General features: G+C 55.1%; 17 protein-coding genes. 9 read left to right on the plus strand and 8 right to left on the minus strand.

The features are described from left to right. Positions 1–6 precede the first annotated feature (6 nt). Positions 7–2,652: a DNA topoisomerase (ATP-hydrolyzing) subunit A gene (gene gyrA, locus BLU64_RS01685; protein WP_074727752.1), complete on the minus strand. Its 2,646-nt coding sequence runs from the start codon at positions 2,650–2,652 to the stop codon at positions 7–9. 244 nt (positions 2,653–2,896) lie between these two features. Between gyrA and ubiG the strand changes: the two genes are divergently transcribed. From ubiG to ybaK, 8 genes are all read left to right on the plus strand, one after another. Continuing rightward, a complete protein-coding gene (gene ubiG, locus BLU64_RS01690; RefSeq protein ID WP_074727872.1) occupies positions 2,897–3,622 on the plus strand; it encodes a bifunctional 2-polyprenyl-6-hydroxyphenol methylase/3-demethylubiquinol 3-O-methyltransferase UbiG in 726 nt (241 codons plus the stop codon). 1,790 nt (positions 3,623–5,412) lie between these two features. Then, positions 5,413–7,701: a class 1a ribonucleoside-diphosphate reductase subunit alpha gene (gene nrdA / locus BLU64_RS01695; protein ID WP_074727874.1), complete on the plus strand. Its 2,289-nt coding sequence runs from the start codon at positions 5,413–5,415 to the stop codon at positions 7,699–7,701. Between the two features lie 186 nt (positions 7,702–7,887). Next, entirely contained in the window at positions 7,888–9,018 is a 1,131-nt protein-coding gene (gene nrdB / locus BLU64_RS01700; protein ID WP_026742825.1) for a class Ia ribonucleoside-diphosphate reductase subunit beta, read from the plus strand. A gap of 2 nt (positions 9,019–9,020) precedes the next feature. Beyond that, entirely contained in the window at positions 9,021–9,284 is a 264-nt protein-coding gene (yfaE, locus tag BLU64_RS01705; RefSeq protein ID WP_074727754.1) for a class I ribonucleotide reductase maintenance protein YfaE, read from the plus strand. Between the two features lie 252 nt (positions 9,285–9,536). Beyond that, complete coding sequence (locus BLU64_RS01710; protein WP_026742827.1) at positions 9,537–10,451, plus strand: SPFH domain-containing protein; 915 nt, start codon at positions 9,537–9,539, stop codon at positions 10,449–10,451. Next, positions 10,451–10,906, plus strand: coding sequence for an NfeD family protein (locus tag BLU64_RS01715; RefSeq protein ID WP_026742828.1), 456 nt, complete (start codon positions 10,451–10,453; stop codon positions 10,904–10,906). Before BLU64_RS01710 ends, BLU64_RS01715 begins: the two co-directional genes overlap by 1 nt. Before the next feature lie 317 nt (positions 10,907–11,223). Further along, entirely contained in the window at positions 11,224–12,027 is an 804-nt protein-coding gene (locus tag BLU64_RS01720; protein WP_074727755.1) for a TraB/GumN family protein, read from the plus strand. 21 nt (positions 12,028–12,048) lie between these two features. Then, the gene (gene ybaK, locus BLU64_RS01725) at positions 12,049–12,528 is read left to right on the plus strand and encodes a Cys-tRNA(Pro)/Cys-tRNA(Cys) deacylase YbaK (RefSeq protein WP_074727757.1); all 480 of its coding nucleotides are present in this window, start codon (positions 12,049–12,051) and stop codon (positions 12,526–12,528) included. 75 nt (positions 12,529–12,603) lie between these two features. Here ybaK and ushA read toward each other — a convergent pair whose 3' ends face one another. Then, entirely contained in the window at positions 12,604–14,256 is a 1,653-nt protein-coding gene (ushA, locus tag BLU64_RS01730) for a bifunctional UDP-sugar hydrolase/5'-nucleotidase UshA (protein ID WP_026742831.1), read from the minus strand. A gap of 647 nt (positions 14,257–14,903) precedes the next feature. On the opposite strand from ushA, the gene ybaL reads away from it, so the two are divergent. After that, on the plus strand, positions 14,904–16,586 hold the full coding sequence (gene ybaL / locus BLU64_RS01735) for a YbaL family putative K(+) efflux transporter (RefSeq protein WP_074727759.1): 1,683 nt from the start codon (positions 14,904–14,906) through the stop codon (positions 16,584–16,586). A 99-nt stretch (positions 16,587–16,685) separates the two neighbouring features. Here the strand turns inward: ybaL and hemH are convergent, their stop codons facing one another. The 6 genes from hemH to dnaX all read right to left on the minus strand — a co-directional run bounded on the left by hemH (position 16,686) and on the right by dnaX (position 23,738). Beyond that, on the minus strand, positions 16,686–17,657 hold the full coding sequence (gene hemH / locus BLU64_RS01740) for a ferrochelatase (RefSeq protein ID WP_026742833.1): 972 nt from the start codon (positions 17,655–17,657) through the stop codon (positions 16,686–16,688). 253 nt (positions 17,658–17,910) lie between these two features. After that, positions 17,911–18,555, minus strand: coding sequence for an adenylate kinase (gene adk, locus BLU64_RS01750; RefSeq protein WP_026742835.1), 645 nt, complete (start codon positions 18,553–18,555; stop codon positions 17,911–17,913). A gap of 172 nt (positions 18,556–18,727) precedes the next feature. After that, positions 18,728–20,611, minus strand: coding sequence for a molecular chaperone HtpG (gene htpG, locus BLU64_RS01755; RefSeq protein WP_026742836.1), 1,884 nt, complete (start codon positions 20,609–20,611; stop codon positions 18,728–18,730). Positions 20,612–20,774: 163 nt separating this feature from the next. Further along, positions 20,775–21,380 (minus strand): recombination mediator RecR, encoded by a 606-nt coding sequence (gene recR / locus BLU64_RS01760; RefSeq protein ID WP_074727761.1) that lies wholly within the window; start codon positions 21,378–21,380, stop codon positions 20,775–20,777. Continuing rightward, a complete protein-coding gene (locus BLU64_RS01765; RefSeq protein WP_026742838.1) occupies positions 21,380–21,709 on the minus strand; it encodes a YbaB/EbfC family nucleoid-associated protein in 330 nt (109 codons plus the stop codon). Before BLU64_RS01765 ends, recR begins: the two co-directional genes overlap by 1 nt. Before the next feature lie 37 nt (positions 21,710–21,746). Beyond that, entirely contained in the window at positions 21,747–23,738 is a 1,992-nt protein-coding gene (gene dnaX, locus BLU64_RS01770) for a DNA polymerase III subunit gamma/tau (protein ID WP_074727763.1), read from the minus strand. Between the last annotated feature and the right edge of the window lie 43 nt (positions 23,739–23,781).

Here is a 23,781-nt window from a genome sequence, read left to right on the forward strand (position 1 = left end):
TGCGGATTACTCGTCGTCTACGGCTTCATCGTCGTCGTTGTCGGATTCGTGCTCATCGCCTTCCTCTTCCAAACTCTCACCGTCGGCGATACCGCCAACAACGCCGTCCAGCTCTTCGTCTTCCACCGGTTCAGCGACGCGCTGCAAGCCGACGACGTTTTCGTCTTCGGCGGTGCGGATCAGCGTGACGCCCTGGGTGTTACGACCCACGATGCTCACCTCGGATACACGGGTACGCACCAGCGTTCCGGCGTCGGTAATCATCATGATCTGATCGGCCGTATCGACCTGTACCGCGCCAACGACCCGTCCGTTACGCTCGCTCACCTTGATAGAGATAACCCCTTTGGTGGCGCGAGATTTCACCGGATATTCGCCCACCGCAGTACGCTTACCGAAGCCGTTCTGCGTGACGGTCAGGATGTCGCCGTCGCCGCGAGGAACAATCAACGAAACCACACGGTCGTCATCCTGCAGGTTGATGCCGCGCACGCCGGTCGCGGTACGACCCATGGCACGTACCGCCTGCTCGGAGAAGCGCACGACTTTCCCTGAGGCGGAGAACAGCATGACTTCGTTGCTGCCATCCGTCAGGTCGACGCCAATCAATTCATCGCCTTCATTCAGGTTAACGGCGATGATGCCGGCGCTACGCGGACGACTGAACTCGGTCAACGCGGTCTTCTTGACCGTACCGCTGGCCGTCGCCATGAAGATGTTCAGCCCTTCTTCGTATTCACGCACCGGCAGAATAGCGGTGATGCGTTCATTCGGCTCCAGCGGCAGCAGGTTGACGATAGGACGTCCACGGGCGCCTCGGCTGGCTTCCGGCAGCTGATAGACTTTCATCCAGTACAGACGGCCACGGCTGGAGAAGCACAAGATCGTGTCGTGGGTGTTCGCCACCAGCAGACGATCGATGAAGTCCTCTTCCTTAATTCGGGCGGCGGACTTGCCACGGCCGCCACGACGCTGGGCCTCGTAGTCAGTCAGTGGTTGATACTTCACGTACCCCTGATGAGACAGCGTCACGACGACATCTTCCTGGTTGATCAGGTCTTCGATGTTGATATCGGCGCTGTTCGCGGTGATTTCGGTGCGACGCGGATCGTTGTACTGTTCCTTGATCGCTTCAAGCTCTTCGCGAATGACTTCCATCAGGCGATCCGGACTGTTCAGAATGAACAGCAGTTCGGCGATTTGCTCCAGCAACGCCTTGTATTCGTCCAGCAGCTTTTCATGTTCCAGGCCGGTCAGTTTCTGCAAACGCAGATCCAGAATGGCCTGAGCCTGCTGTTCGGTCAGATAATAGTGACCGTCGCGGATACCGAATTCCGGCTCCAGCCACTCCGGACGCGCGGCATCGTCGCCGGCACGTTCCAGCATGGCCGCTACGGAACCCAGCTCCCAGGCATGTGAAACCAGAGCCGCCTTCGCTTCCGCAGGCGTCGGCGCCTGACGAATCATCTCGATGATGGGATCGATATTCGCCAGCGCGATGGCCAGACCTTCCAAAATGTGAGCGCGTTCGCGTGCTTTACGCAGCTCATAAATGGTGCGGCGCGTCACCACTTCGCGGCGGTGGCGCACAAATGCGGAGAGGATCTCTTTCAGCGTCATCAAACGAGGCTGGCCCTGATGCAGCGCCACCATGTTGATACCGAACGACACCTGCATCTGCGTTTGGGAATAAAGGTGGTTCAGGACCACTTCCCCGACCGCATCGCGTTTGATCTCGATGACGATGCGCATCCCGTCCTTATCGGACTCATCGCGCAGTGCGCTGATGCCTTCGATACGCTTGTCTTTCACCAACTCGGCCATTTTTTCTATCAGGCGGGCTTTGTTCACCTGATAAGGAATTTCGTGCACGATGATGGTTTCACGGCCGGTTTTCGCGTCCGCTTCGACCTCGGCGCGAGCGCGGATATACACCTTGCCGCGGCCTGTACGATACGCTTCTTCGATGCCGCGCTTGCCGTTGATGATGGCGGCGGTAGGGAAATCGGGTCCCTTGATGTGCTCCATCAGCCCTTCAAGACTGATGTTTTCGTCGTTGATGTAGGCCAGGCAGCCGTCAATCACTTCAGACAGGTTGTGAGGAGGAATGTTGGTCGCCATCCCCACCGCGATACCTGAAGATCCGTTGACCAGCAGGTTCGGAATGCGCGTAGGCATGACGTCTGGAATCTGTTCCGTGCCATCGTAGTTCGGCACGAAATCAACCGTTTCTTTGTCCAGGTCGGACAGCAATTCATGGGCGATTTTCGACATGCGAACTTCGGTGTAACGCATGGCGGCAGCGGAATCTCCGTCGATTGAGCCAAAGTTACCCTGTCCATCCACCAGCATGTAACGCAGCGAGAATGGCTGAGCCATACGCACGATGGTGTCGTAAACCGCACTGTCACCGTGGGGGTGGTATTTACCGATGACGTCCCCGACCACACGGGCCGATTTTTTATAAGGTTTGTTCCAGTCATTCCCGAGTACGTTCATCGCGAACAGTACGCGACGGTGTACCGGCTTCAGGCCATCGCGAACATCTGGCAACGCACGTCCGACAATAACAGACATGGCATAGTCCAGATACGAGCTTTTCAGCTCCTCTTCGATGTTAACCGGTGTAATTTCTCTGGCAAGGTCGCTCATGGAGCCGCTATCCCTCTATTAATGCATCTACCCGAGTTCAAAAGGTGAAAAAGTATATCACAAAGCGGCGTTTCGGGGGAAACTCCGCACCCCGCGCCGGGTTTTTACCGCCCGGCCAGGAGACCGATTTTTATGGCCTGCGCCGACGTACGTCTGTCCCCAATCGTCGGCTTCACTACAACAACCGCGGCAGGCCGGATATACTCACTAACAGCGAAAAATGACGATAAGGTTAGACATGCACATGAAGGCTGATTCCCATACCCAAAACGTCGACCACGACGAGATCGCCAAATTCGAAGCCGTCGCCTCCCGCTGGTGGGACCTGGAAGGCGAATTCAAGCCCCTACACCGGATTAATCCGCTGCGTCTGGGCTATATTTCCCGCCACGCCGAAGGCCTGTACGGCAAGAAGATCCTGGATGTCGGCTGCGGGGGCGGTATTTTGTCCGAAAGTATGGCGCGCGAAGGCGCCAAGGTCACGGGACTGGATATGGGGGGCGAACCTCTGCAGGTTGCGCGCCTTCATGCTCTGGAAAGCGGGGTCGACGTGCGTTACGTGCAAGAAACCGTAGAAGCTCATGCCGAGGTTCACGCTGGCGAATACGACGTGGTGACCTGCATGGAAATGCTCGAACATGTGCCCGACCCGCGTTCCATAATCGAAGCCTGCGCCCGTTTGGTCAGGCCCGGAGGTCAGGTGTTTTTCTCCACGATCAACCGTAACGCTAAGGCATGGCTGATGATGATCGTCGGCGCCGAATATGTCGCGAAAATGGTGCCGAGAGGAACGCATGATATCAAAAAGTTTATACGCCCCGCCGAACTGCTGGGATGGATTGATTCGACGCCACTGCGGGAAAAACACATCACCGGGTTGCACTATAATCCGCTGTTCGACACATTCAGCCTGGGCGGGAGTGTAGACGTTAACTATATGCTGCATACACAGCGTGAAAGCGCCGAATAAGCTGACGAGCCATGCCAGACGTTTGAGTTCTCCTTGTTCCCTCCGCATCTCATACGCTCTCATCATCGATTCGGGAGGACGGCATGACAGGAACCACGTCGTCCTTCCCGTTCCTGCCTAATGACTGCTGCTTTACAACTTGCCGCTGACACCGCCGTTCCTCCTCTTTGACTGATGGTGACGTCATCATTCGGTCGAGGACAAGGCAAAATTCGCGCTAACTTGATGTCTGTCCACGGCAGATGAATAAGATGCCGTCTTCAATATTCAGCGTTTTTAATAGATAAACGCAGTAGAAGTATTTTCGATATCCTTGTTATTTCCTCCAGATTATTCCTAAAAGGCTTTTTTTATTTAATGCTGCCCCAAGCTTCTCTTAGATCACAGGGGCGCCCCCCCTAAATATCATCACTCCATGACAAATGGATTTCCTTTAAGTCACCATTCGTAATAATCGATGCACATAAAAATTTCCGCAATAACGCGGATGTGACGAAGGATTTTATCGTAGTGGATTATTTATCATGATGAGCGGGGCTGGTGAGGTAATTATTCCCCACCAAAAAACGACGTCCTCCTTTTAGAATCGACCATTTCTATTGTCGTTACTTCCTTTGCTGGTAGAGCCTGACGATTTTCCGCTGGTGCTGCCATGCGATGGGCTGCCGCTACGGCTGGTCGCAGAGCTAGACGCCAACATAACCCAATGAGGCTGGTGGCCGGCCGCTGAGACATGGCTTTCGTTATTCACAGGAGCAGAATCGATAACGTCGGTGCCGGAATAGGCGTTCAAGGATGCCATTGATATTACCAAACCAGTAATGGAGCTCAGTAAAATAGAGGCTTTTCTATATTGCATATCGAATTTTCCTTATTCATAAATTTAATAAAACCATTTAAACATTAACCCAATACGAAAATATTAAAAATAAGTATAATGTAATAAATGTAACTCAATATGATTAAAACAAATAATTTGAATTTATTTTTAGCGCGATAGTTATAAATAATCATTATTACTTTATTTTCTTTTCCTGGCGAAAAAAAACGCTATGTGAAATATATTTACTCCTTTATTTATCAATCATAACCAAACCAGAAAATTAACATAAAAATAAGATGACTCTTCTAACACTCCAAAATAGATAATTATTTCTAATACATTTCATTAATAACGACAGGATGAACGAATACCCATCCTGGACAGTGATCAGATAAAGCCGTCCTACGCGCATCGATTCATTTCCCAGCGATGTCATTCTCGTTCGCGCCAGCGACGGCGGCCCCCTTCCTCCCAAGCCTTGCCGCGTAGGACTCGACTCGCGTTTCCGGCCCACGCCAAAACGACGAAAGTTTTAGAAATACGTTTGCCTGTAATTCAAAAAAAAGACCGTAGAGCGCGCAACCTCAGGGAAGAAAAGCTTTTTGCGCAACCGCGTCTTCTGGTGGCCAAATAACCAAACGCAGGACCAGATCAAAAAGTTGTTTTTTCCGTTCGAATAAGAATCCAGCATTCGATCAATTTTTTTTATTTTTTGTGGAAGAGGTTGACATAAAACAAAGCCGCATCGCGTCTGGGATCGGCTGGTTTTGCTCCATTCCATCTCAATGTCTAGGTCAAAATCTGCACGATGCACTCACTTGCATTAACATGTATTTCTCACTATCTTGTTATCAAAACCAACTCAGCACCCTATATGTAGTGTTTATCTTATGAATCAGACACTATTTTTCGCATGCAAAAATGCAGGCGAATGGGCTGCCAAGAACTCAAACAGGTATTCTCCCACATGAACCAGAGTCTGCTCGTAACCAAACGCGATGGCAGTAAAGAACGTATCAATCTGGACAAGATTCACCGGGTTATCACTTGGGCCGCCGAAGGGTTGCACAACGTGTCGGTTTCACAGGTTGAGCTGCGCTCCCATATCCAGTTTTACGACGGCATAAAAACCGCCGACATTCATGAGACCATCATCAAGGCCGCTGCAGACCTGATTTCCAAAGAAAGCCCGGATTATCAATATTTGGCCGCCCGCCTGGCTATCTTCCATCTGCGCAAAAAAGCGTATGGCCAGTTCGAGCCGCCCAAGCTGTACGATCACGTTGTAAAAATGGTCGACATGGGTAAATACGACCGCCATCTGCTGGAAGACTACACGCCGGAAGAGTTCGCCCAGATGAACGAGTTCATCGATCACTGGCGCGATATGAACTTCTCTTATGCCGCAGTGAAACAGCTGGAAGGCAAATATCTGGTACAGAACCGTGTGACCGGCGAGATCTATGAGAGCGCCCAGTTTCTGTACATGCTGGTAGCGGCCTGCCTGTTCTCCGGCTACCCGCGTGAGACGCGACTGAATTACGTCAGACGTTTCTACGATGCGGTGTCCTCCTTCAAGATCTCTCTGCCGACCCCGATTATGTCCGGCGTCCGCACCCCGACCCGCCAGTTCAGCTCCTGCGTGTTGATTGAATGCGGCGACAGTCTGGACTCCATCAATGCCACCTCCAGCGCTATCGTGAAATACGTCTCTCAGCGCGCAGGCATCGGCATCAACGCCGGGCGCATCCGTGCGCTGGGCAGCCCGATCCGCGGCGGCGAAGCATTCCACACCGGCTGCGTTCCGTTCTACAAACACTTCCAGACCGCGGTGAAGTCCTGCTCTCAGGGCGGCGTTCGCGGTGGCGCCGCGACATTGTTCTACCCGCTATGGCATTTGGAAGTCGAAAGCCTGCTAGTGCTGAAAAACAACCGCGGCGTTGAAGGCAACCGCGTACGCCATCTGGACTACGGCGTGCAGCTCAATAAGCTGATGTATCAGCGCCTGCTCAAGGGTGAAGACATTACTCTGTTTAGCCCGTCCGACGTTCCCGGTCTGTACGACGCCTTCTTCGTCAACCAGGAAGAGTTCGAACGTCTGTACGTTAAGTACGAGCAGGACGACAGCATTCGGAAACAGCGTATCAAAGCAGTCGAACTGTTCTCGCTGATGATGCAAGAGCGCGCATCCACCGGCCGTATCTACATTCAGAACGTCGATCACTGCAACACCCATAGTCCGTTCGATCCGCAGATCGCGCCGGTACGTCAATCCAACCTGTGCCTGGAAATCGCGCTACCGACCAAACCGCTGAACGACGTTAATGACGAAAACGGCGAAATCGCGCTGTGTACGCTGTCCGCGTTCAACCTCGGCGCCATCGACAGCTTGGACGACCTGGAAGAGCTGGCGACGCTGGCCGTACGCGCCCTGGATGCGCTGCTGGACTATCAGGATTACCCTATCCCCGCCGCCGAACGTGGCGCAATGGGCCGCCGTACGCTGGGCATCGGCGTAATTAACTTCGCCTACTATCTGGCGAAAAACGGCGTCCGTTACTCCGACGGCAGCGCCAACAATCTGACGCACCGCACCTTTGAAGCTATTCAGTACTACCTGCTGAAGGCCTCCAACGTGCTGGCGCGCGAGCAGGGAGCCTGCCCGTGGTTCAACGAAACCACCTACGCGCAGGGCGTGTTGCCGATCGACACCTACAAACGCGATCTGGACACTATCAGCAATGAACCACTGCACTACGACTGGGAAGCGCTGCGCCAGGATATTAAAGCCCACGGTCTGCGCAACTCAACGCTGTCCGCGCTGATGCCTTCCGAAACGTCGTCGCAGATTTCCAACGCCACCAACGGTATCGAGCCGCCGCGCGGCTACATCAGCGTGAAGGCGTCGAAGGATGGGATTCTCCGTCAGGTCGTGCCGGATTACGAGCGTCTGAAAGGCCAGTACGAACTGCTGTGGGAAATGCCGAACAACGACGGCTATCTGCAATTGGTGGGACTGATGCAGAAATTCGTCGATCAGGCGATTTCGTCCAACACCAACTACGATCCGTCGCGTTTCCCATCAGGCAAAGTGCCGATGAAACAGCTGCTGAAAGATTTGCTGACGGCCTATAAGCTCGGCGTTAAAACGCTCTATTACCAAAATACCCGTGACGGCGCCGAGGATTCACAGGATGACCTGCTGGACGTCGCCGCGCAGGATGATGGCTGTGAAGGCGGCGCCTGCAAAATCTAAACCGCGCGCGAAAGTGTTTTCATTCTGTCGAATGATCGTTTCGTCATCGCCGGGTTATCAGTAAACTCAATAGAAACTGCCGTCTGCCCGACGGCAGTTTTCTGAATTTCTACAACGGACGCACAGTCCGTCCGAGGTCGCCGCAAACGGCGTTGAAAAATGCTTTGGCATTTTTTTGGAGATACCATGGCCTATACCACTTTTTCACAGAACAAAAACAATCAGCTGCTTGAACCGATGTTCTTCGGCCAGCCGGTTAACGTGGCGCGTTACGATCAGCAGAAGTACGAGATTTTCGAAAAACTGATTGAAAAACAGCTCTCTTTCTTCTGGCGTCCGGAAGAGGTCGATGTCTCCCGCGATCGCATCGATTATCAGGCGCTGCCGGATCACGAGAAGCACATTTTCATCAGCAACCTGAAGTATCAGACGTTGTTGGACTCCATTCAGGGCCGCAGCCCGAATGTGGCTCTGCTGCCGCTCATTTCAATTCCTGAGCTGGAGACCTGGGTGGAAACCTGGGCATTCTCTGAAACCATTCACTCCCGCTCTTACACGCATATCATTCGAAACATCGTCAACGATCCGTCGCTGGTTTTCGACGATATTGTCACCAACGACGAGATCCTCAAGCGCGCCAAAGACATCTCCGGGTTCTATGACGATCTGATCGAACTGACCAGTTACTACCATCTGCTGGGTGAAGGCACGCATCAGGTGAACGGTAAAACCATCGAGATCAACCTCTACCAGTTAAAGAAACAGCTGTACCTGTGCCTGATGAGCGTCAACGCCTTGGAAGCGATTCGCTTCTACGTCAGCTTTGCCTGCTCCTTCGCGTTCGCAGAACGCGAACTGATGGAAGGCAACGCCAAAATCATCAAGCTGATCGCCCGCGACGAGGCGCTGCACCTGACCGGAACGCAACATATGCTGAACTTGCTGCGCTCCGGCCATGACGACCCGGAAATGGCGAAAGTGGCGGAAGAGTGCCAGCAACAGTGCTACGACCTGTTCGTACTGGCTGCGCAGCAGGAAAAAGAGTGGGCGGAATACCTGTTCCGCGACGGCTCCATGATCGGTCTCAACAAAGATATTCTGTGCCAGTATATTGAGTACATTACCAACATCCGCATGCAGGCCGTCGGACTGCCGCTGCCGTTTGAAACCCGCACCAACCCGATTCCGTGGATTAATGCCTGGTTGGTTTCAGACAACGTGCAGGTCGCCCCGCAGGAAGTGGAAGTCAGCTCCTATCTGGTCGGACAAATCGACTCGGAAATTAATGCCGACGACCTGAGCGACTTCCAGCTGTAATCATGAGTACGCCCACCATCACCCTGCGCACGTCCGGTGCGCAGTTTGAGTACAGCGAAGAGGAAGACGGTACGTTGTTGGAGGCGTTAGAAACGCAGCGAGTCAACGTGGAGTTTCACTGCCGTTCCGGCTACTGCGGCGCCTGTCGCATGCGCCTTCTCAAAGGCGAGGTCATCTATGCGCAGACGCCGCTGGCATTCTTTCTGCCTGGCGAGATCCTGCCCTGCTGCTGCAAGCCGCTCAGCGACGTGGAGTTGGATATCTAGCCAGCCGCTTCGCGCCGCTGGCACTCTTTATCCGCCCCCAGCGGCTTACCCTCCTGGGTTATTCCACCCGTTCTCGTCCTGATGACGCCAGGCCGATAAATGAGGTTCAATGACGGATACATGACGACCCCTCCCGCCGCTCTCCCCTCAGCGCAACCTCAACACAGCGATAACGCAACTCGAACCACCGCCCATTTCGCCACACATTATGAGTTACACTGAGTGGATAAAACATCAGGGAGAGTGGACTCAATGCTAACTTTTATTTCTGTCATTATCCTCGTTGCGCTGATTATCGTCTGGTCAGGCATCAAAATCGTACCCCAGGGCTACCAATGGACGGTAGAACGCTTCGGACGTTACACACGCACGTTGATGCCCGGCCTCAATTTGATGGTGCCCTTTATGGACCGCGTGGGTCGTAAGATCAACATGATGGAACAAGTGCTGGAAATCCCTTCTCAGGAGATCATCTCCAAAGATAACGCCAACGTCACCATCGACGCCGTGTGCTTTATCCAGGTCATCGACGCCGCGCAGGCCGCCTATGAAGTCAGCAATCTGGAACTGGCCATCATTAACCTGACCATGACGAACATTCGTACCGTGCTAGGTTCGATGGAGCTGGATGAAATGCTGTCTCAACGCGACAGCATCAATACTCGCCTGCTGCATATCGTGGATGAAGCCACTAATCCTTGGGGAATTAAAGTCACCCGTATTGAGATCCGCGACGTTCGTCCACCGGCAGAGCTGATTGAAGCCATGAACGCACAGATGAAAGCCGAACGAAACAAACGCGCCGATATTCTGGAAGCCGAAGGCGTGCGTCAGGCGGCCATTCTGAAAGCGGAAGGGGAAAAACAGTCGCAGATCCTGAAGTCTGAAGGTCAGCGTCAGTCCGCCTTTTTGGAAGCGGAAGCCCGCGAACGTTCCGCCGAAGCCGAAGCCCGTGCGACCCAGATGGTGTCTGAAGCTATCGCCGCCGGGAATATTCAGGCTATCAACTACTTCGTCGCGCAGAAATATACCGACGCATTACAGAACATCGGTTCAGCCAGTAACAGTAAAGTCATCATGATGCCGCTGGATGCCAGCAACCTCATGGGCGCCATTGGCGGAATTAGCGAACTGATTAAAGAAAGCCAGTCCGGCCGGAAAGCGTAATGATGACCGATCTACTGATGACCTATGCACGCTGGTTCTGGCTGACGCTCGGCGGACTGCTGCTCGCGGCGGAAATGCTGGGCGCAGGCGGTTATCTGTTGTGGAGCGGCGTGTCTGCGCTGTTGGTCGGCGTGCTGGTCTGGCTGCTGCCGTTGGGATTACCAGCGCAAGGTGTGGCGTTCGCGATCCTCACCGTGCTCACGGCATGTTTGTGGTGGTATTGGTTGCGTCAGCGTACGCTGCGCAGCCCGGCTTCGACGCTTAATCAGCGCGGTCTGCAGCTGGTGGGACGGCGGGCTAACCTGAGCGAGCCTGTGGTGAACGGTCTGGGACGCATCACCCTGGGGGATAGCAGTTGGCGAGTTACGGCTGACCGGGACCTGCCTGCGGGAACACCGGTCGAAATCGTCGCAATAGACGGCATTACGCTGCGCGTTCGCCCGCAGACTCGTTAGTGTCCGGTCCACGAGCCGTCTCCCGTCTGCCGTGCGACAAGAGGCTGTAGGGCGGTCATTAAGACTTCCGCCATCGTCATACGCCGATGGCGCTTATTTCTCGCAACCTACCCAATCTCGCTAGTGCAGGTCGTCTTCGTTCTATCCTCGTCTGCGCGTGTTCATGCGCCTTTTTAGGACTGGCCCTCAGTGAAAGCCAACGACCAGCGTGGCAGACTAAACCAACTCATCACGCCACACCGTCGCTCCCGCAATTACCGATACAACTTTTCCCGCTAAGCGTTTAGCATAACGTATTGATCTCTGGAGATGCCGCCATGAAGCCTTTATTACGCCGTATCGCTACGTTCCTCGGCTTAATCTCCGGGCGCAGCCTCGGCTACCCCGCGGTCGATATTGAACTCGCGGGTCATCGCTATCATCTGGTCGGTAGTATCCACATGGGCACGGTGGACATGTCGCCGCTGCCGGACGCGCTGCTCAAGCAGTTGGACGCGGCGACGGCGCTGGTGGTGGAGGCGGATATTTCAGACAGCCGCTCGCCCTTCCCGCCAGTGGAAGACGCGCCGCCGCTGTCTGAGCGACTGGACGCCGAAGCGCTAAATCAACTGCAACAATGTTGCCATTCGCTGGCGCTCAGCTATGACAGTCTCGACCGCCTCCCTGCCTGGCAGATCGCGTTGTTGTTGCAGGCCAGCCAGGCGACCTCGCTGGGCTTGCGTCCGCAATACGGCATCGATTTTCAGTTGATCAACATGGCCCGGCTGCGGGGCTTGCCCATCATTGAACTCGAGGGCCAGCAGGCGCAGATTGAACTCCTCCAGCGACTGCCTCGCGGCGGACTGCCGCTGCTGGAAGATACCCTGACCCACTGGCACAGCAACGCCCGCCTGCTGCAAACCATGATTAACGGTTGGCTGGATTATAAAACCCTGCAATTGGATAATTTGCCCGACAGCTTCGGCAACGTTATGTCGGAAATATTGATGCAGCAGCGCAATCGACGCTGGCAGCAACAGCTGACGGCATTACCTGAGGGAAACTATGTGATCTCGGTAGGCGCGCTGCACCTGTTTGGCGAGGGTAATTTGCCCGCCCTATTGCGGGCGCACTCATTTTGACAGTATGTAAGGACAGAAATCATGACACCCGCAGTCAAGCTGCTTGAAAAACACAAAATCACTTTCACCCTGCACAGCTATCATCACGATGCCGATGAAACCAACTTCGGCGAAGAGGCTGCCCGTAAACTTGGGGTCAATAAGCAGCAAATATACAAAACGCTGCTGGTCGCGCTGAACGGCGATGCTAAAAATCTGGCCGTGGCGGTGACGCCAGTAGCGGGTCAGTTGGATCTGAAAAAAGTCGCTAAAGCCTTCGGCGCCAAAAAAGCGGATATGGCCGACCCACAATTGGCCCAACGTGTTACCGGCTATCTGGTCGGCGGCATCAGCCCTCTCGGGCAGAAAAAGCGCCTGCCGACGGCCATCGACATCGCCGCGGAGCCTTTCGACACCATTTTTATCTCCGGCGGCAAACGCGGACTGGACATTGAACTGGCGGCCTCGGATTTGGCTTCACTGCTCAACGCCGACTTTGCCGATATCGCCAAACGCGACTGACATTCTCAGGCCCGCATAACAAAACGGGCGACGCTGGTTTTCACCCACGTCGCCCGTTTTCTCACGCATTACGTCTTAGTGATAAACGATCTCGCCTTTCGGCGCATAGTCCGCCGGATTCAGCGGCGAATGTTGCGCGATGTACTCTTTGAGCACTTCAGCGTCGACAAAGCCGGTATTTACGAAATCAGAGCGCTTACTCACTACCGGGTAACCATCCCCGCCGTCCGCATTAAAGCTCAGCATCGCGATACGATAGACCTTGTCCGCCTGCAGCGGTTCGCCTTTGATCTTGACGTTTTTCACGCCGGTGCCGTCGGTTTCCAGGCTGACGTTGAAGAACTGGGCGTAAGCGCCGGCATCCACCTTGAAGTTAGCCACCGTCGCCAGATACGGCTCGACGTCGCTGCCTTTCATCTCGACATACACGACCGTGTTGCCGAAGGGCTGCACCTGCAGAATCGATTTATAGGTGATATCTCCCGCTTCAATGGAGTCACGGATGCCGCCGCCGCTCATCACGGCGAAATCAGCGTTTGTACGCTCCGCGATGCCGGAAAGCACCACGCGGGCCAAATCGGTCTGTTCAAAGCGGACTTTGCTGCGATCCCCTTCCAGACGCCCCAGCGTACTGCCGACTTTCACTTCCAGTTGGGCTTTGCCTTTCTCTTTAAACGGCGTCAACAGCTGCAGCATTTCAGGATTTTGCTTGATTTCCTGCGTGTAGTACTCGCTTTTGGTCGAACCATCATCTTGAGTCACGGTCTTCTTCAGGTTGATCGGGACCAGTTGATAGTGTCTCAGCGTCAGTTTACCGTTGCGGAACGTAAAATCGGCGCGACCCACATATTTCCCCCACTCATGCGCCTGCACGATCCATACGCCATTCTGACGATCCGGCGTGCAAGATGTGCCCGGCACATAATCCCAGTTTTTCTTGTTTCTGCTCGCCATGCACACGGGGTTTTGTGAATGTCCGCCGACGATCATATCCAGATAACCGGCTGGCAGGCTGCGCGCCATTTCAACGTCGCCGGGCGCGTTGTTGCCGTGATCGCCGTTGTCGTAGTGCCCCATATGCGTTGTGGCGATAATGACATCCGGTTTCTCTTGGCTGCGCAGTTCTTCCACCAACTGCTTGGCTTCTTCGGCCGGTTTGTGGAATTCCATATCGGTGAAGAACGCCGGGTTGCCGATTTTGGCGGTATCGTCAGTCGTCAGGCCGATAACCGCGATTTTCACACCTTGTTTGTTGAACAGACGGTAAGGCGTAAACAAACGCTGCTGGGTGCTTTTCTGATAAATGTTGGCGGAAAGGAGCGGAAAGTTCGCCCATTTTTCCTGCTGACGCAGAACGGAAAGCGGATTGTCGAATTCATGGTTGCCGATAGCCATCGCGTCGTAGCCTACCAGATTCATACCGCGAAAATCTGGCTCGGCATCTTGGAGGTCGGACTCCGGCACACCGGTGTTGATATCGCCGCCGGACAATAACAGCAGGCTCCCGCCTTTCCGCTGTACTTCGCGGCGGATAGCATCCACCGCCGTTTTTTGCGCGGCCAAACCGTATTCCCCGGCATCATTTTGCCAGAAGCGACCATGATGATCGTTGGTATGCAAAATAGTGATGTTATAGGTTTTATCTTTTTCCCATGCCTGTGCAAAAGGCGATGTTAGCGCCAGCGTCAGTGCGACCGCACAGCCCAATGCCTTTTTAGAAAAATCCATGGCAAATCTCCACAATTTAAACATTAAAAATACTTATAACTAAAGTGTACTTGTCGCTATTTAGAGGGTATTCACAGCTAATAACCGATAAATACATTAACATAAGTTAATCTTTAGCTTTTGACCTTCGTCATTTGCCAAGGAAAAACCGGTTATAACAGCCGCTGATGTCAGTGGTGATACGTTGAGGGAATGACACCCGTCGGTTTTGTATTTTGCAAAAAAGACGTTTTAGATGAAATTTTCTCTGCCTCCCCCCATAAGTGACTATTTTGTGGCATAGTAGATACATCAGGCAAATATAAACAGGCTGATCGCCGTACCCATTAGCCTTAAACCCGACATTTATGCTTTTTATCGTGATTTTTATTCTTTTATATCAAATATAAAACCTAACTATCATGAAAAAAGGCACATTCCGCTTTATAAGAGGATGGGGGGCGATATTTCCATAAAAATACTCATTGCCTCACGCTGGCTTTATTTATATAAATTGATTTATCTGTTTGTCATACAAGCGCATAAGTATAGAGGCAGAGCCCGCAATAATAAGGGCCGCCAGGGTTCAAGAGTCGCAGGCTCCCGCCCGGACGAAGCAAGGCTCAGGAACATCCGCTCACTCACTTTACCCTAGCAAAGGAGTCGGAATGCATGATACCACCCCGTTAATCTCCACAATGGCCGCAGGGCTGGTCCTTGCCTTTCTTTTGGGTATTTTGGCGCATCGTCTGCGTATTTCCCCTCTGGTCGGCTACCTGCTGGCGGGCGTTCTGCTGGGTCCTTTCACACCCGGTTTCGTTGCAGACACCAAACTGGCGCCGGAAATCGCCGAGCTAGGCGTGATTCTGTTGATGTTCGGCGTCGGCCTGCACTTCTCCCTGCGCGATTTGATGGCCGTTAAATCGATCGCCATCCCCGGCGCTATCGTCCAGATCGTCGTCGCGACGCTGCTCGGGCTAGGGCTTTCCTCGCTGCTGGGATGGAGCCTGCAAAGCGGGCTCGTGTTCGGGCTGTGCCTGTCCACCGCCAGCACCGTCGTGCTGCTGCGAGCGCTGGAAGAGCGACAGCTTATCGACAGTCAGCGCGGTCAAATTGCCATCGGATGGCTGATAGTGGAAGACCTGGCGATGGTGCTGACGCTGGTACTGCTGCCCGCCTTCAGCGATATGCTAGGTTCGGAAACGGCCAATACCAGCAAGCTACTCAAGGATCTGGCTTTCACGCTGGGTAAAGTCGTTGCCTTCATTACCTTGATGGTGGTCGTTGGCCGTCGACTGGTGCCCTGGGTGCTGGCGAAAAGCGCCAGCACCGGCTCCCGCGAGCTGTTCACGCTGGCCGTGCTGGCGATGGCGCTGGGTATCGCCTTCGGCGCGGTCAAACTGTTCGATGTCTCCTTTGCTCTCGGCGCCTTCTTCGCCGGCGTCGTACTGAACGAATCCGAGCTAAGTCAGCGCGCCGCCCACGACACCCTGCCCTTGCGGGACGCCTTTGCCGTGCTGTTCTTCGTCTCCGTCGGCATGCTGTTCGACCCGATGATCCTGATTAACGAACCGCTTGCCGTCCTGTGTACGCTCCTAATCGTCGTCTTCGGCAAATCGCTGGCAGCCTTCGCCATTGTCAGGCTGTTCGGTCACTCCAAACGCACGGCGCTGACCATTTCCGTTAGCCTCGCGCAAATCGGCGAGTTCGCCTTTATTCTCGCGGGGCTGGGGATCTACCTCGGGCTGCTCACCGAAGACGGCCGCCACCTGGTGCTGGCCGGGGCTATTCTGTCCATCATGCTCAACCCGCTCTTGTTCTCGCTGCTGGAGCGCTATCTGGCCAAGAACGAGACCATCGAAGAACAGATTGTGGAAGAGGCCATCGAGGAGGAAAAACAGATCCCGGTGGACCTGTGCGACCACGCCTGCCTGGTGGGTTATGGCCGCGTCGGCAGCCTAATCGGCGCTCAGTTGCATGAGTCAGGCATACCGATGGTGGTGATTGAAACCTCCCGCGCGCGCGTCGACGCCCTGCGCGAACAGGGCATCAAAGCCGTATTGGGCAACGCCACCAAGCCCGAGATTATGGACATCGCCCGTCTCGACTGCGCACGCTGGCTGCTGCTGACCATTCCCAACGGCTATGAGGCCGGAGAAATCGTCGCGACCGCTCGCGCCCGCCGTCCGGATCTCGAGATCATCGCGCGCGCGCACTACGACGACGAAGTCAGCTATATCGCCGAACACGGCGCCGATCATGTGGTGATGGGAGAAAGGGAAATCGCAGACACCATGATTACCATGCTGAACATCACCCCGGATGTGCCCGCGAGGGAATGCCCGATTTAACGGACGGGATTTAGGCGTGGTAGCCCACGCCGACGCGGGCAGAGAGTAAAAAAAATGCCAGACTCAGTCTGGCATTTTTTATGTCCGTCTCACGAAGCCCTATTCCACGTCATCTGAAGCACTGACCAGCTGAGCTAACAGGTCGATATGCAACGGGTCGTCGTTAAGCGCAGGAATATAGTTAAACCGCTCGCCCCCCGCATGCAGGAAGATCTCCCGGTTTTCTCCCTGAATTTCCTCCAGCGTCTCCAGACAGTCGGAGGCGAATCCGGGACACATGATTTGAATATCCTTCACGCCCTGAGCGCCCAATGCCTGCATGGTTTCATCCGTATACGGCGTCAGCCAAGGTTCGCGTCCGAAACGCGACTGGAAGGTCATCATCACCTGGTCCTGAGGTAATCCCAGCGCTGCCGTCAGCGCCGCCGTCGTGGCGGCGCAGCGTAGCGGATAGTCATCGCCCTCATTAGCATAGCGCTGAGGAATACCGTGGAATGACATGACCAACCGTTCGGGCACGCCATGCTCGGCAAACGAGGTTTCTACGCTGTGCTTCAGCGCCGCGATATAAGCGGGATGTTCGGCGTAGTCACGGATAAAGCGGATGCCCGGCATCCGGCGAGTCGACTTCATAAGGTTAGCGAGGCCATCCCACACCGCGGCCGTCGTGGAACAGGAGTATTGCGGGTACAGCGGCAGGACGGTCAGAGACGTCACCCCCTGCGCCATCAGGCTATCCAGCGCCGAACGCAGACTGGGAGTACCGTAACTCATCCCCAGCGCCACCGGCGTGCCGGACAGGCGCTCAGCCAACGCTTTTTCCTGACGGCGGCTGAAGACTAAAAGCGGCGATCCGCCCTCCATCCATACGGACTGATACAGTTTGGCCACACGCGGCGAGCGGAACGGCAGGATAGCACCGCGCAGGATTAGCGCCCACAGCAAGGGATTCACATCGACAACGCGCCTGTCGCTGAGGAATTCGGCCAGATAGCGCTTCACCGCCTGGGGGGTGGGCGCATCAGGCGTGCCCAAATTAACCAACAGCACGCCGCGTTTTTCTTCTTTCATTGATGCTTTCCTCATTCCGACGGCGGCCTAAAGTTCCGCCATTCATTCTGGATCAGGCGCTTATTGTAGCTAAAAAACCAGTCTGTAATGGCACCGGTAGCGAGGTTCGTGCCGATATCAGCAATCGCCGGAAGCAATGCCGACAAAATGGACGCCGCAGCCCAAGGGCCAACAGCTAACGACAGACGTAAAAAATGCCAGAGCAAGTCTGGCATTTTTATCTTTTCATCATCGCCTTTGCGGGCGAGCGCTCTTAACCCAGAATGCGTGCCAGCTCCGCGCTGATTTCGCTCACGCTGCGGGTACCATTCAGTTTGTGGTACTGAGTATGGCCGGCATCGGCTTCTTTCTGGTAGTAGCTGACCAGCGGGGCGGTCTGCTGATGGTACTCGACCAGACGTTTGCGTACGGTCTCTTCCTGATCATCTTTACGGATCGTCAGATCTTCACCGGTGACGTCGTCTTTGCCTTCAACCCGCGGCGGATTGAATTTGACGTGGTAAACACGGCCTGACGCCGCGTGTACACGACGACCGACGATGCGTTCGACGATCAGCTCGTCCGGTACGGCGAACTCCAGCACGTAGTCCACATTGATGCCGGCGTCTTTCATGGCATCGGCCTGAGGGATGGTGCGCGGGAATCCGTCGAGCAGGAAGCCATTGCGGCAATCGTCCTGTGCGATGCGTTCTTTGACCAGGGCAATGACCAACTCATCGGTCACCAGTTTACCCGCATCCATGATCTCTTTGGCCTGTTTACCCAGTTCGCTGCCGGCTTTCACCGCAGCGCGCAGCATGTCACCCGTGGAAATCTGCGGAATGCCATACTTTTCCATGATGAACTGAGCCTGAGTGCCTTTGCCTGCGCCCGGAGCGCCCAGCAGAATAATACGCATCGCGTAGATCCCCTCGAAAATTTGAACAAAATTGAAAAAACGCTAAACCATACCATTCCGTCTCGCCATCCTCAAGGAACTGGCTCGGTTCAGCCATCATCCTGACGGAAATAAACGGCGGTCGCGCCTGCAAAAAAAAGCCCCGGAGAACCGGGGCGGGAAAGAAAAGAGATTATGCCGTCAGCAGCTGATTCATACGACGGATGAACTGGTTAGGATCTTCTAGCGTGCCGCGTTCAGCAAACAGCGCCTGATCCAACAGCAGCTCAACCCACTCGCCGAACTGGGCGTCATCAGTGGTGTCGGAAGCGCGTTTGACCAGCGCATGATCCGGATTCAGTTCGAAGATGTATTTCACTTCCGGGGCCTGTTGGCCGGCGGCGGCAAACAGCTTCGCCATCTGCGTTCCCATTTCGTCAGCCCCGGTAGTGACGATAGCCGGGGTATCGGTCAGACGATGCGTCAGACGCACCTCTTTCACGCGATCGCCCAGCAGCGTTTTCACGCGGTCGACGAACGGCTCCAGCGCTTTTTCCGCTTCTTTCTGGCTTTCGTCGGCATCATCCGCCAGCTTGTCCAACGCTTCATCGGCCTTGCTGACGGACTGGAAGGATTTACCGTCGAACTCGGTCAGGTAGCTCATCATCCATTCGTCGATGCGATCGGACAGCAGCAACACTTCAATGCCTTTCTTGCGGAACAGTTCCAGATGTGGACTGCTCTTGGCGGCGGCGTAGCTGTCGGCGGTGATGTAATAGATCTTGTCCTGACCTTCAACCATACGGCTGACATAGTCTTCCAGCGAGACGGTCTGCGCCGCGCTATCGGTATGGGTAGAGGCAAAGCGCAGCAGTTTAGCGATAGTTTCTCGGTTGCCGCCATCTTCCGCCGGCCCCTCTTTCAGGACCTGACCGAACTGCTGCCAAACCGTCTGATATTTTTCGCTGTCGGTTTTCGCCAGATGTTCCAGCATTTGCAATACGCGTTTGGTCAGCGCGGTACGCAGGCTGTGAGTGACGCGGTTGTCTTGCAGGATCTCACGCGATACGTTCAGCGGCAGATCGTTGGAGTCAATGAGACCGCGTACGAAGCGCAGGTAGTTCGGCATAAACTGTTCCGCATCGTCCATGATGAACACGCGCTGAACGTAGAGTTTCAGACCGTGCTTATGGTCGCGGTTCCACATATCCCATGGCGCCTGAGAAGGGATGTACAGCAGGCTGGTGTACTCCTGCTTCCCTTCCACGCGGTTGTGGCTCCAGGTCAGTGGGTCGGCGAAGTCGTGAGAGATATGTTTATAGAACTCGACATACTCTTCGTCGCTGATGTCGGATTTATTACGCGTCCACAGCGCCTGCGCCTTGTTGATCTTTTCCCAGGAAACGGTTTTTTCCCCGCCCTCTTCTTCGCTTTCCGTTTCGGTCTGAATTTCTACCGGCAGGGCGATGTGGTCGGAGTATTTGCTGATGATGGAGCGTACACGCCACGTATCGAGGAATTCGTCTTCGCCTTCACGCAGGTGCAGCGTAATTTCAGTACCGCGTTCCGGCTTGTCGATGTCGGCAATGGTGTAGTCGCCTTCGCCGGCAGACTCCCAGAAAACGCCCTGATCGGCGCTGGCGCCAGCGGCGCGAGTACGCACGGTGACTTTATCCGCGACGATAAACGCGGAGTAAAAGCCCACGCCGAACTGGCCGATCAGCTGGCTGTCTTTTACCTGATCGGAACCCAGTGATTCCAGAAATGCTTTGGTGCCGGATTTGGCGATAGTACCAAGATTTTCAATCACGTCTTCGCGAGACATCCCGATACCGTTATCGGAGATGGTCAGCGTGCGCTTTTCTTTGTCGGTGGAGACGCGTACACGCAGGTCCCCGTCGCCTTCATATAAATCAGGCGTCGACAGCGCGCGAAAACGCAGTTTATCCGCCGCGTCAGACGCATTGGAGATCAATTCACGCAGGAACACTTCCTTATTGGAATACAGTGAATGGATCATCAGGTGCAGTAATTGCTTCACTTCAGACTGGAAGCCGCGGGTCTCTTGGCCTTTCATACTCATTATGACTTACCTCAAAACGTGTTTTATTCAGGCTGTTTTATTGTCAGATAAGCTACAGGTGGGGTCAGGTGCCGAGATTTCAAGTGGGACTGATAGCGCTCGCGGGCGAAAAACGAGGAATAAAGTGCGACTGCCGATTTTTTCGGCAGCCAGAGAGTCAGAACTTGAACGGGTGACGTCCTGCCAGTGAATGCGACAGCGTCGTACCGTCCACCATCTCCAATTCACCCCCGACCGGCACGCCGTGGGCGATGCGGCTAGCCATCACGCCATGCTCGGCGCACAGCTCGGCGATGTAGTTCGCCGTGGCGTCGCCTTCAACCGTCGGGTTGGTCGCCAGAATCACCTCCTGGATGCTTTCCGTTTCCAGGCGCTCTTCCAGCCGACCCAAGCCAATATCATCCGGACCAATGCCGTCCAGCGGCGAAAGATGTCCCATCAAGACAAAGTAGCGGCCGGCGAACTGACCGGTTTGCTCGATGGCATGAATATCGGCCGGACTTTCCACCACGCAGATAAGGCCGTTTTCCTGACGACGGGCGTTTGCGCAGATGTTGCAGACGCCCTGTTCCGTAAAGGTACGGCAGTCTTCGCAGTGGCCAATTTCAGACATGGCGCGGGTCAGCGACTGCGCCAGTTTCATCCCGCCGCTTCGATCGCGTTGCAGCAGATGAAAGGCCATTCGCTGGGCAGATTTAGGCCCCACGCCGGGTAAACAGCGCAGGGATTCCATCAGTGATTCAAGAAGCGGACTGGTTTGCATCAGAACGGCATCTTGAAGCCTGGCGGCAGTTGCATCCCGCCGGAAACCGCCGCCATCTTCTCTTTCTGCGTTTCCGCAATGCGGCGCGCCGCATCGTTGAACGCAGCCGCGATTAAATCTTCCAGCATGTCTTTATCATCTTCGAGCAGGCTGGGGTCCAGCTCAACACGGCGGCAATTGTGCGCGCCGTTAATGGTGACTTTAACCAGCCCGGCACCAGATTCGCCAGTCACTTCCACATTGGCAATTTCTTCCTGGGCCTGCTGCATTTTTTCCTGCATCTGCTGAGCTTGCTTCATCAGATTGCCTAAACCGCCTTTACCAAACATATCGTTCTCTCTATCACTCGGGCTGCTACAGCAGCAGTTAAACGGGTCGGATACTGTCTTCATCCAATTCCGCGTCGAAGAATCGCCGCAGCGTCTGAATGTTATTATCCGTCAGGATCGACTGACGCGCCTGCGCCAGTTTTTCTTCGTAAATGGCCTGTCGCCACTCCAGCGGCGTCCGAACCGCAGGGTTATCGTCTTCTGCGATCGTCAGCGCGATATCGCGCCCGTGATACGCCGATAGCGCAGACACCAGTGCCTGCTGCGCCGCGCTGGTGTTCAGGTGACGTTGAGAGGATCGCAGATGCAGATGAATCTCGCTATCCGTCGGCCTCTCTCTGAACGCGTTCAGCGCTAGCTGCTGCACCAGTTTCGGCAGCGTCAGATGGTCGATTTCAGCCGCCCACTCATCGCGTGTTTTGGCTTCTTCCGCCAACCGGGCGACCAGCTCCGGCGTTTTTTCGTGTTCTAATGCGGAACGCAGCGCCTTGGGCGTCGCCACTTCCGCTTTTTGTTCCTGTGGAACCGTATTCTGCGCCTTCCAGCGGTAGGCTTCCGGCTTCTTCGGTTCACGCTTTTCTTCCGCCTTTGACGCCATCCGCTGCTGACCGCGCTCGCTCACAGAGGCCAGTCGTTCCAGCGCTGACGTTCCCGGCCGCGTTTTTCCTGACGCTGCCGGTTCAGACTTTTTTGGCGGAGACGTTCCCTGTTTCTGCAATAGTTGGCTGCGCGCCTGCAACAACTGCGCGGTCGTGTCCGGTAAATGGCTCGCCGTTTGCGGAGCGGACTCCGGCGGCCGTGGTGGTTCCGCCTGCTGAGGAGGCGCTTGAGGCGCCTCGTCGGACGGCGCAGCCGCGGACTGCCGCACCGGCGTGTTCGTCGGCGCCTGTGGAGCGACTATCGGCGCAGCGACGGTAACGGGCGTAGGCGCATCAATGACCTGGCGAGGATGAAACGCCAGCGCGCGCAGCAACGTCATTTCCACGCCCATTCGCGGATCGGGCGCATAAGCCAGCTCTTTGCGGCCAATCAACAAGGTTTGATAATAGAGCTGCACTTCAGCAGGCGGGACGGCGCGAGCCAGATCCCGCAGGCGTGGCGCTACGCTGCTGTATTCATCGCCCAGCGCCGAAGGCAGCATTTGCACCATGGCGACGCGGTGCAGCAAGGTGAGCGTTTCCACCAACAGCGATTCCCAATCCACGCCGCGCGACGCGGCTTGTTGCAGCAAGGTCATCACCTGCGCGCTGTCGGCTTTCACCAACGCCTCTATCAACGCCAGCGGCTGCTCGTCGTCCAGCGTTCCCAGCATCTGACTGACCGTTTCAGTCGTGACCTGCCCCTGACCAATGGCGATAGCCTGGTCGGCCAGCGAGAGCGCATCACGCAGGCTGCCTTCCGCCGCACGCGCCAGCAGTTGCAGCGCACGCGCCTCAGCGGGCAACTGCTCTTCCTGCAAGACGTGCTGCAAATGGGCGCGGATCTGCTCCGCATCCAATGCTTTGAGATGGAACTGCAGGCAGCGCGACAGAATAGTCACTGGAAGCTTTTGGGGGTCTGTGGTCGCCAGCAGGAATTTAACGTGCGACGGCGGCTCTTCCAGCGTTTTGAGTAGTGCGTTGAAGCTGTGGCGGGAAAGCATGTGCACTTCATCGATGAGGTACACCTTGAAGCGGCCCCGCGCCGGCGCATATTGCACGTTATCCAGTAAGTCGCGAGTATCTTCGACTTTGGTGCGGGAAGCAGCATCGATCTCGATCAGATCGACGAAGCGGCCTTGCTCAATTTCGAGACAGTTCTCGCATTTACCGCAGGGCGTTGCCGTGATGCCAGCCTCACAGTTCAGTCCTTTCGCCAGCAGACGCGCGATAGTGGTTTTCCCCACCCCACGGGTGCCGGAAAACAGATAGGCATGGTGAATTCGGCCTAGGGAAAGACCATTAGCCAGCGCGGCCAGGACATGTTCCTGACCGACGACATCGGCAAAGGTTTGAGGGCGCCACTTACGGGCAAGAACCTGATAGCTCATCAATACCGCAACAGTTGAGTTATTGAGGTGGTGATGCTAACAC

Origin of the sequence: Lonsdalea quercina (assembly GCF_900107885.1) — a bacterium.
GTDB lineage: Bacteria > Pseudomonadota > Gammaproteobacteria > Enterobacterales > Enterobacteriaceae > Lonsdalea > Lonsdalea quercina.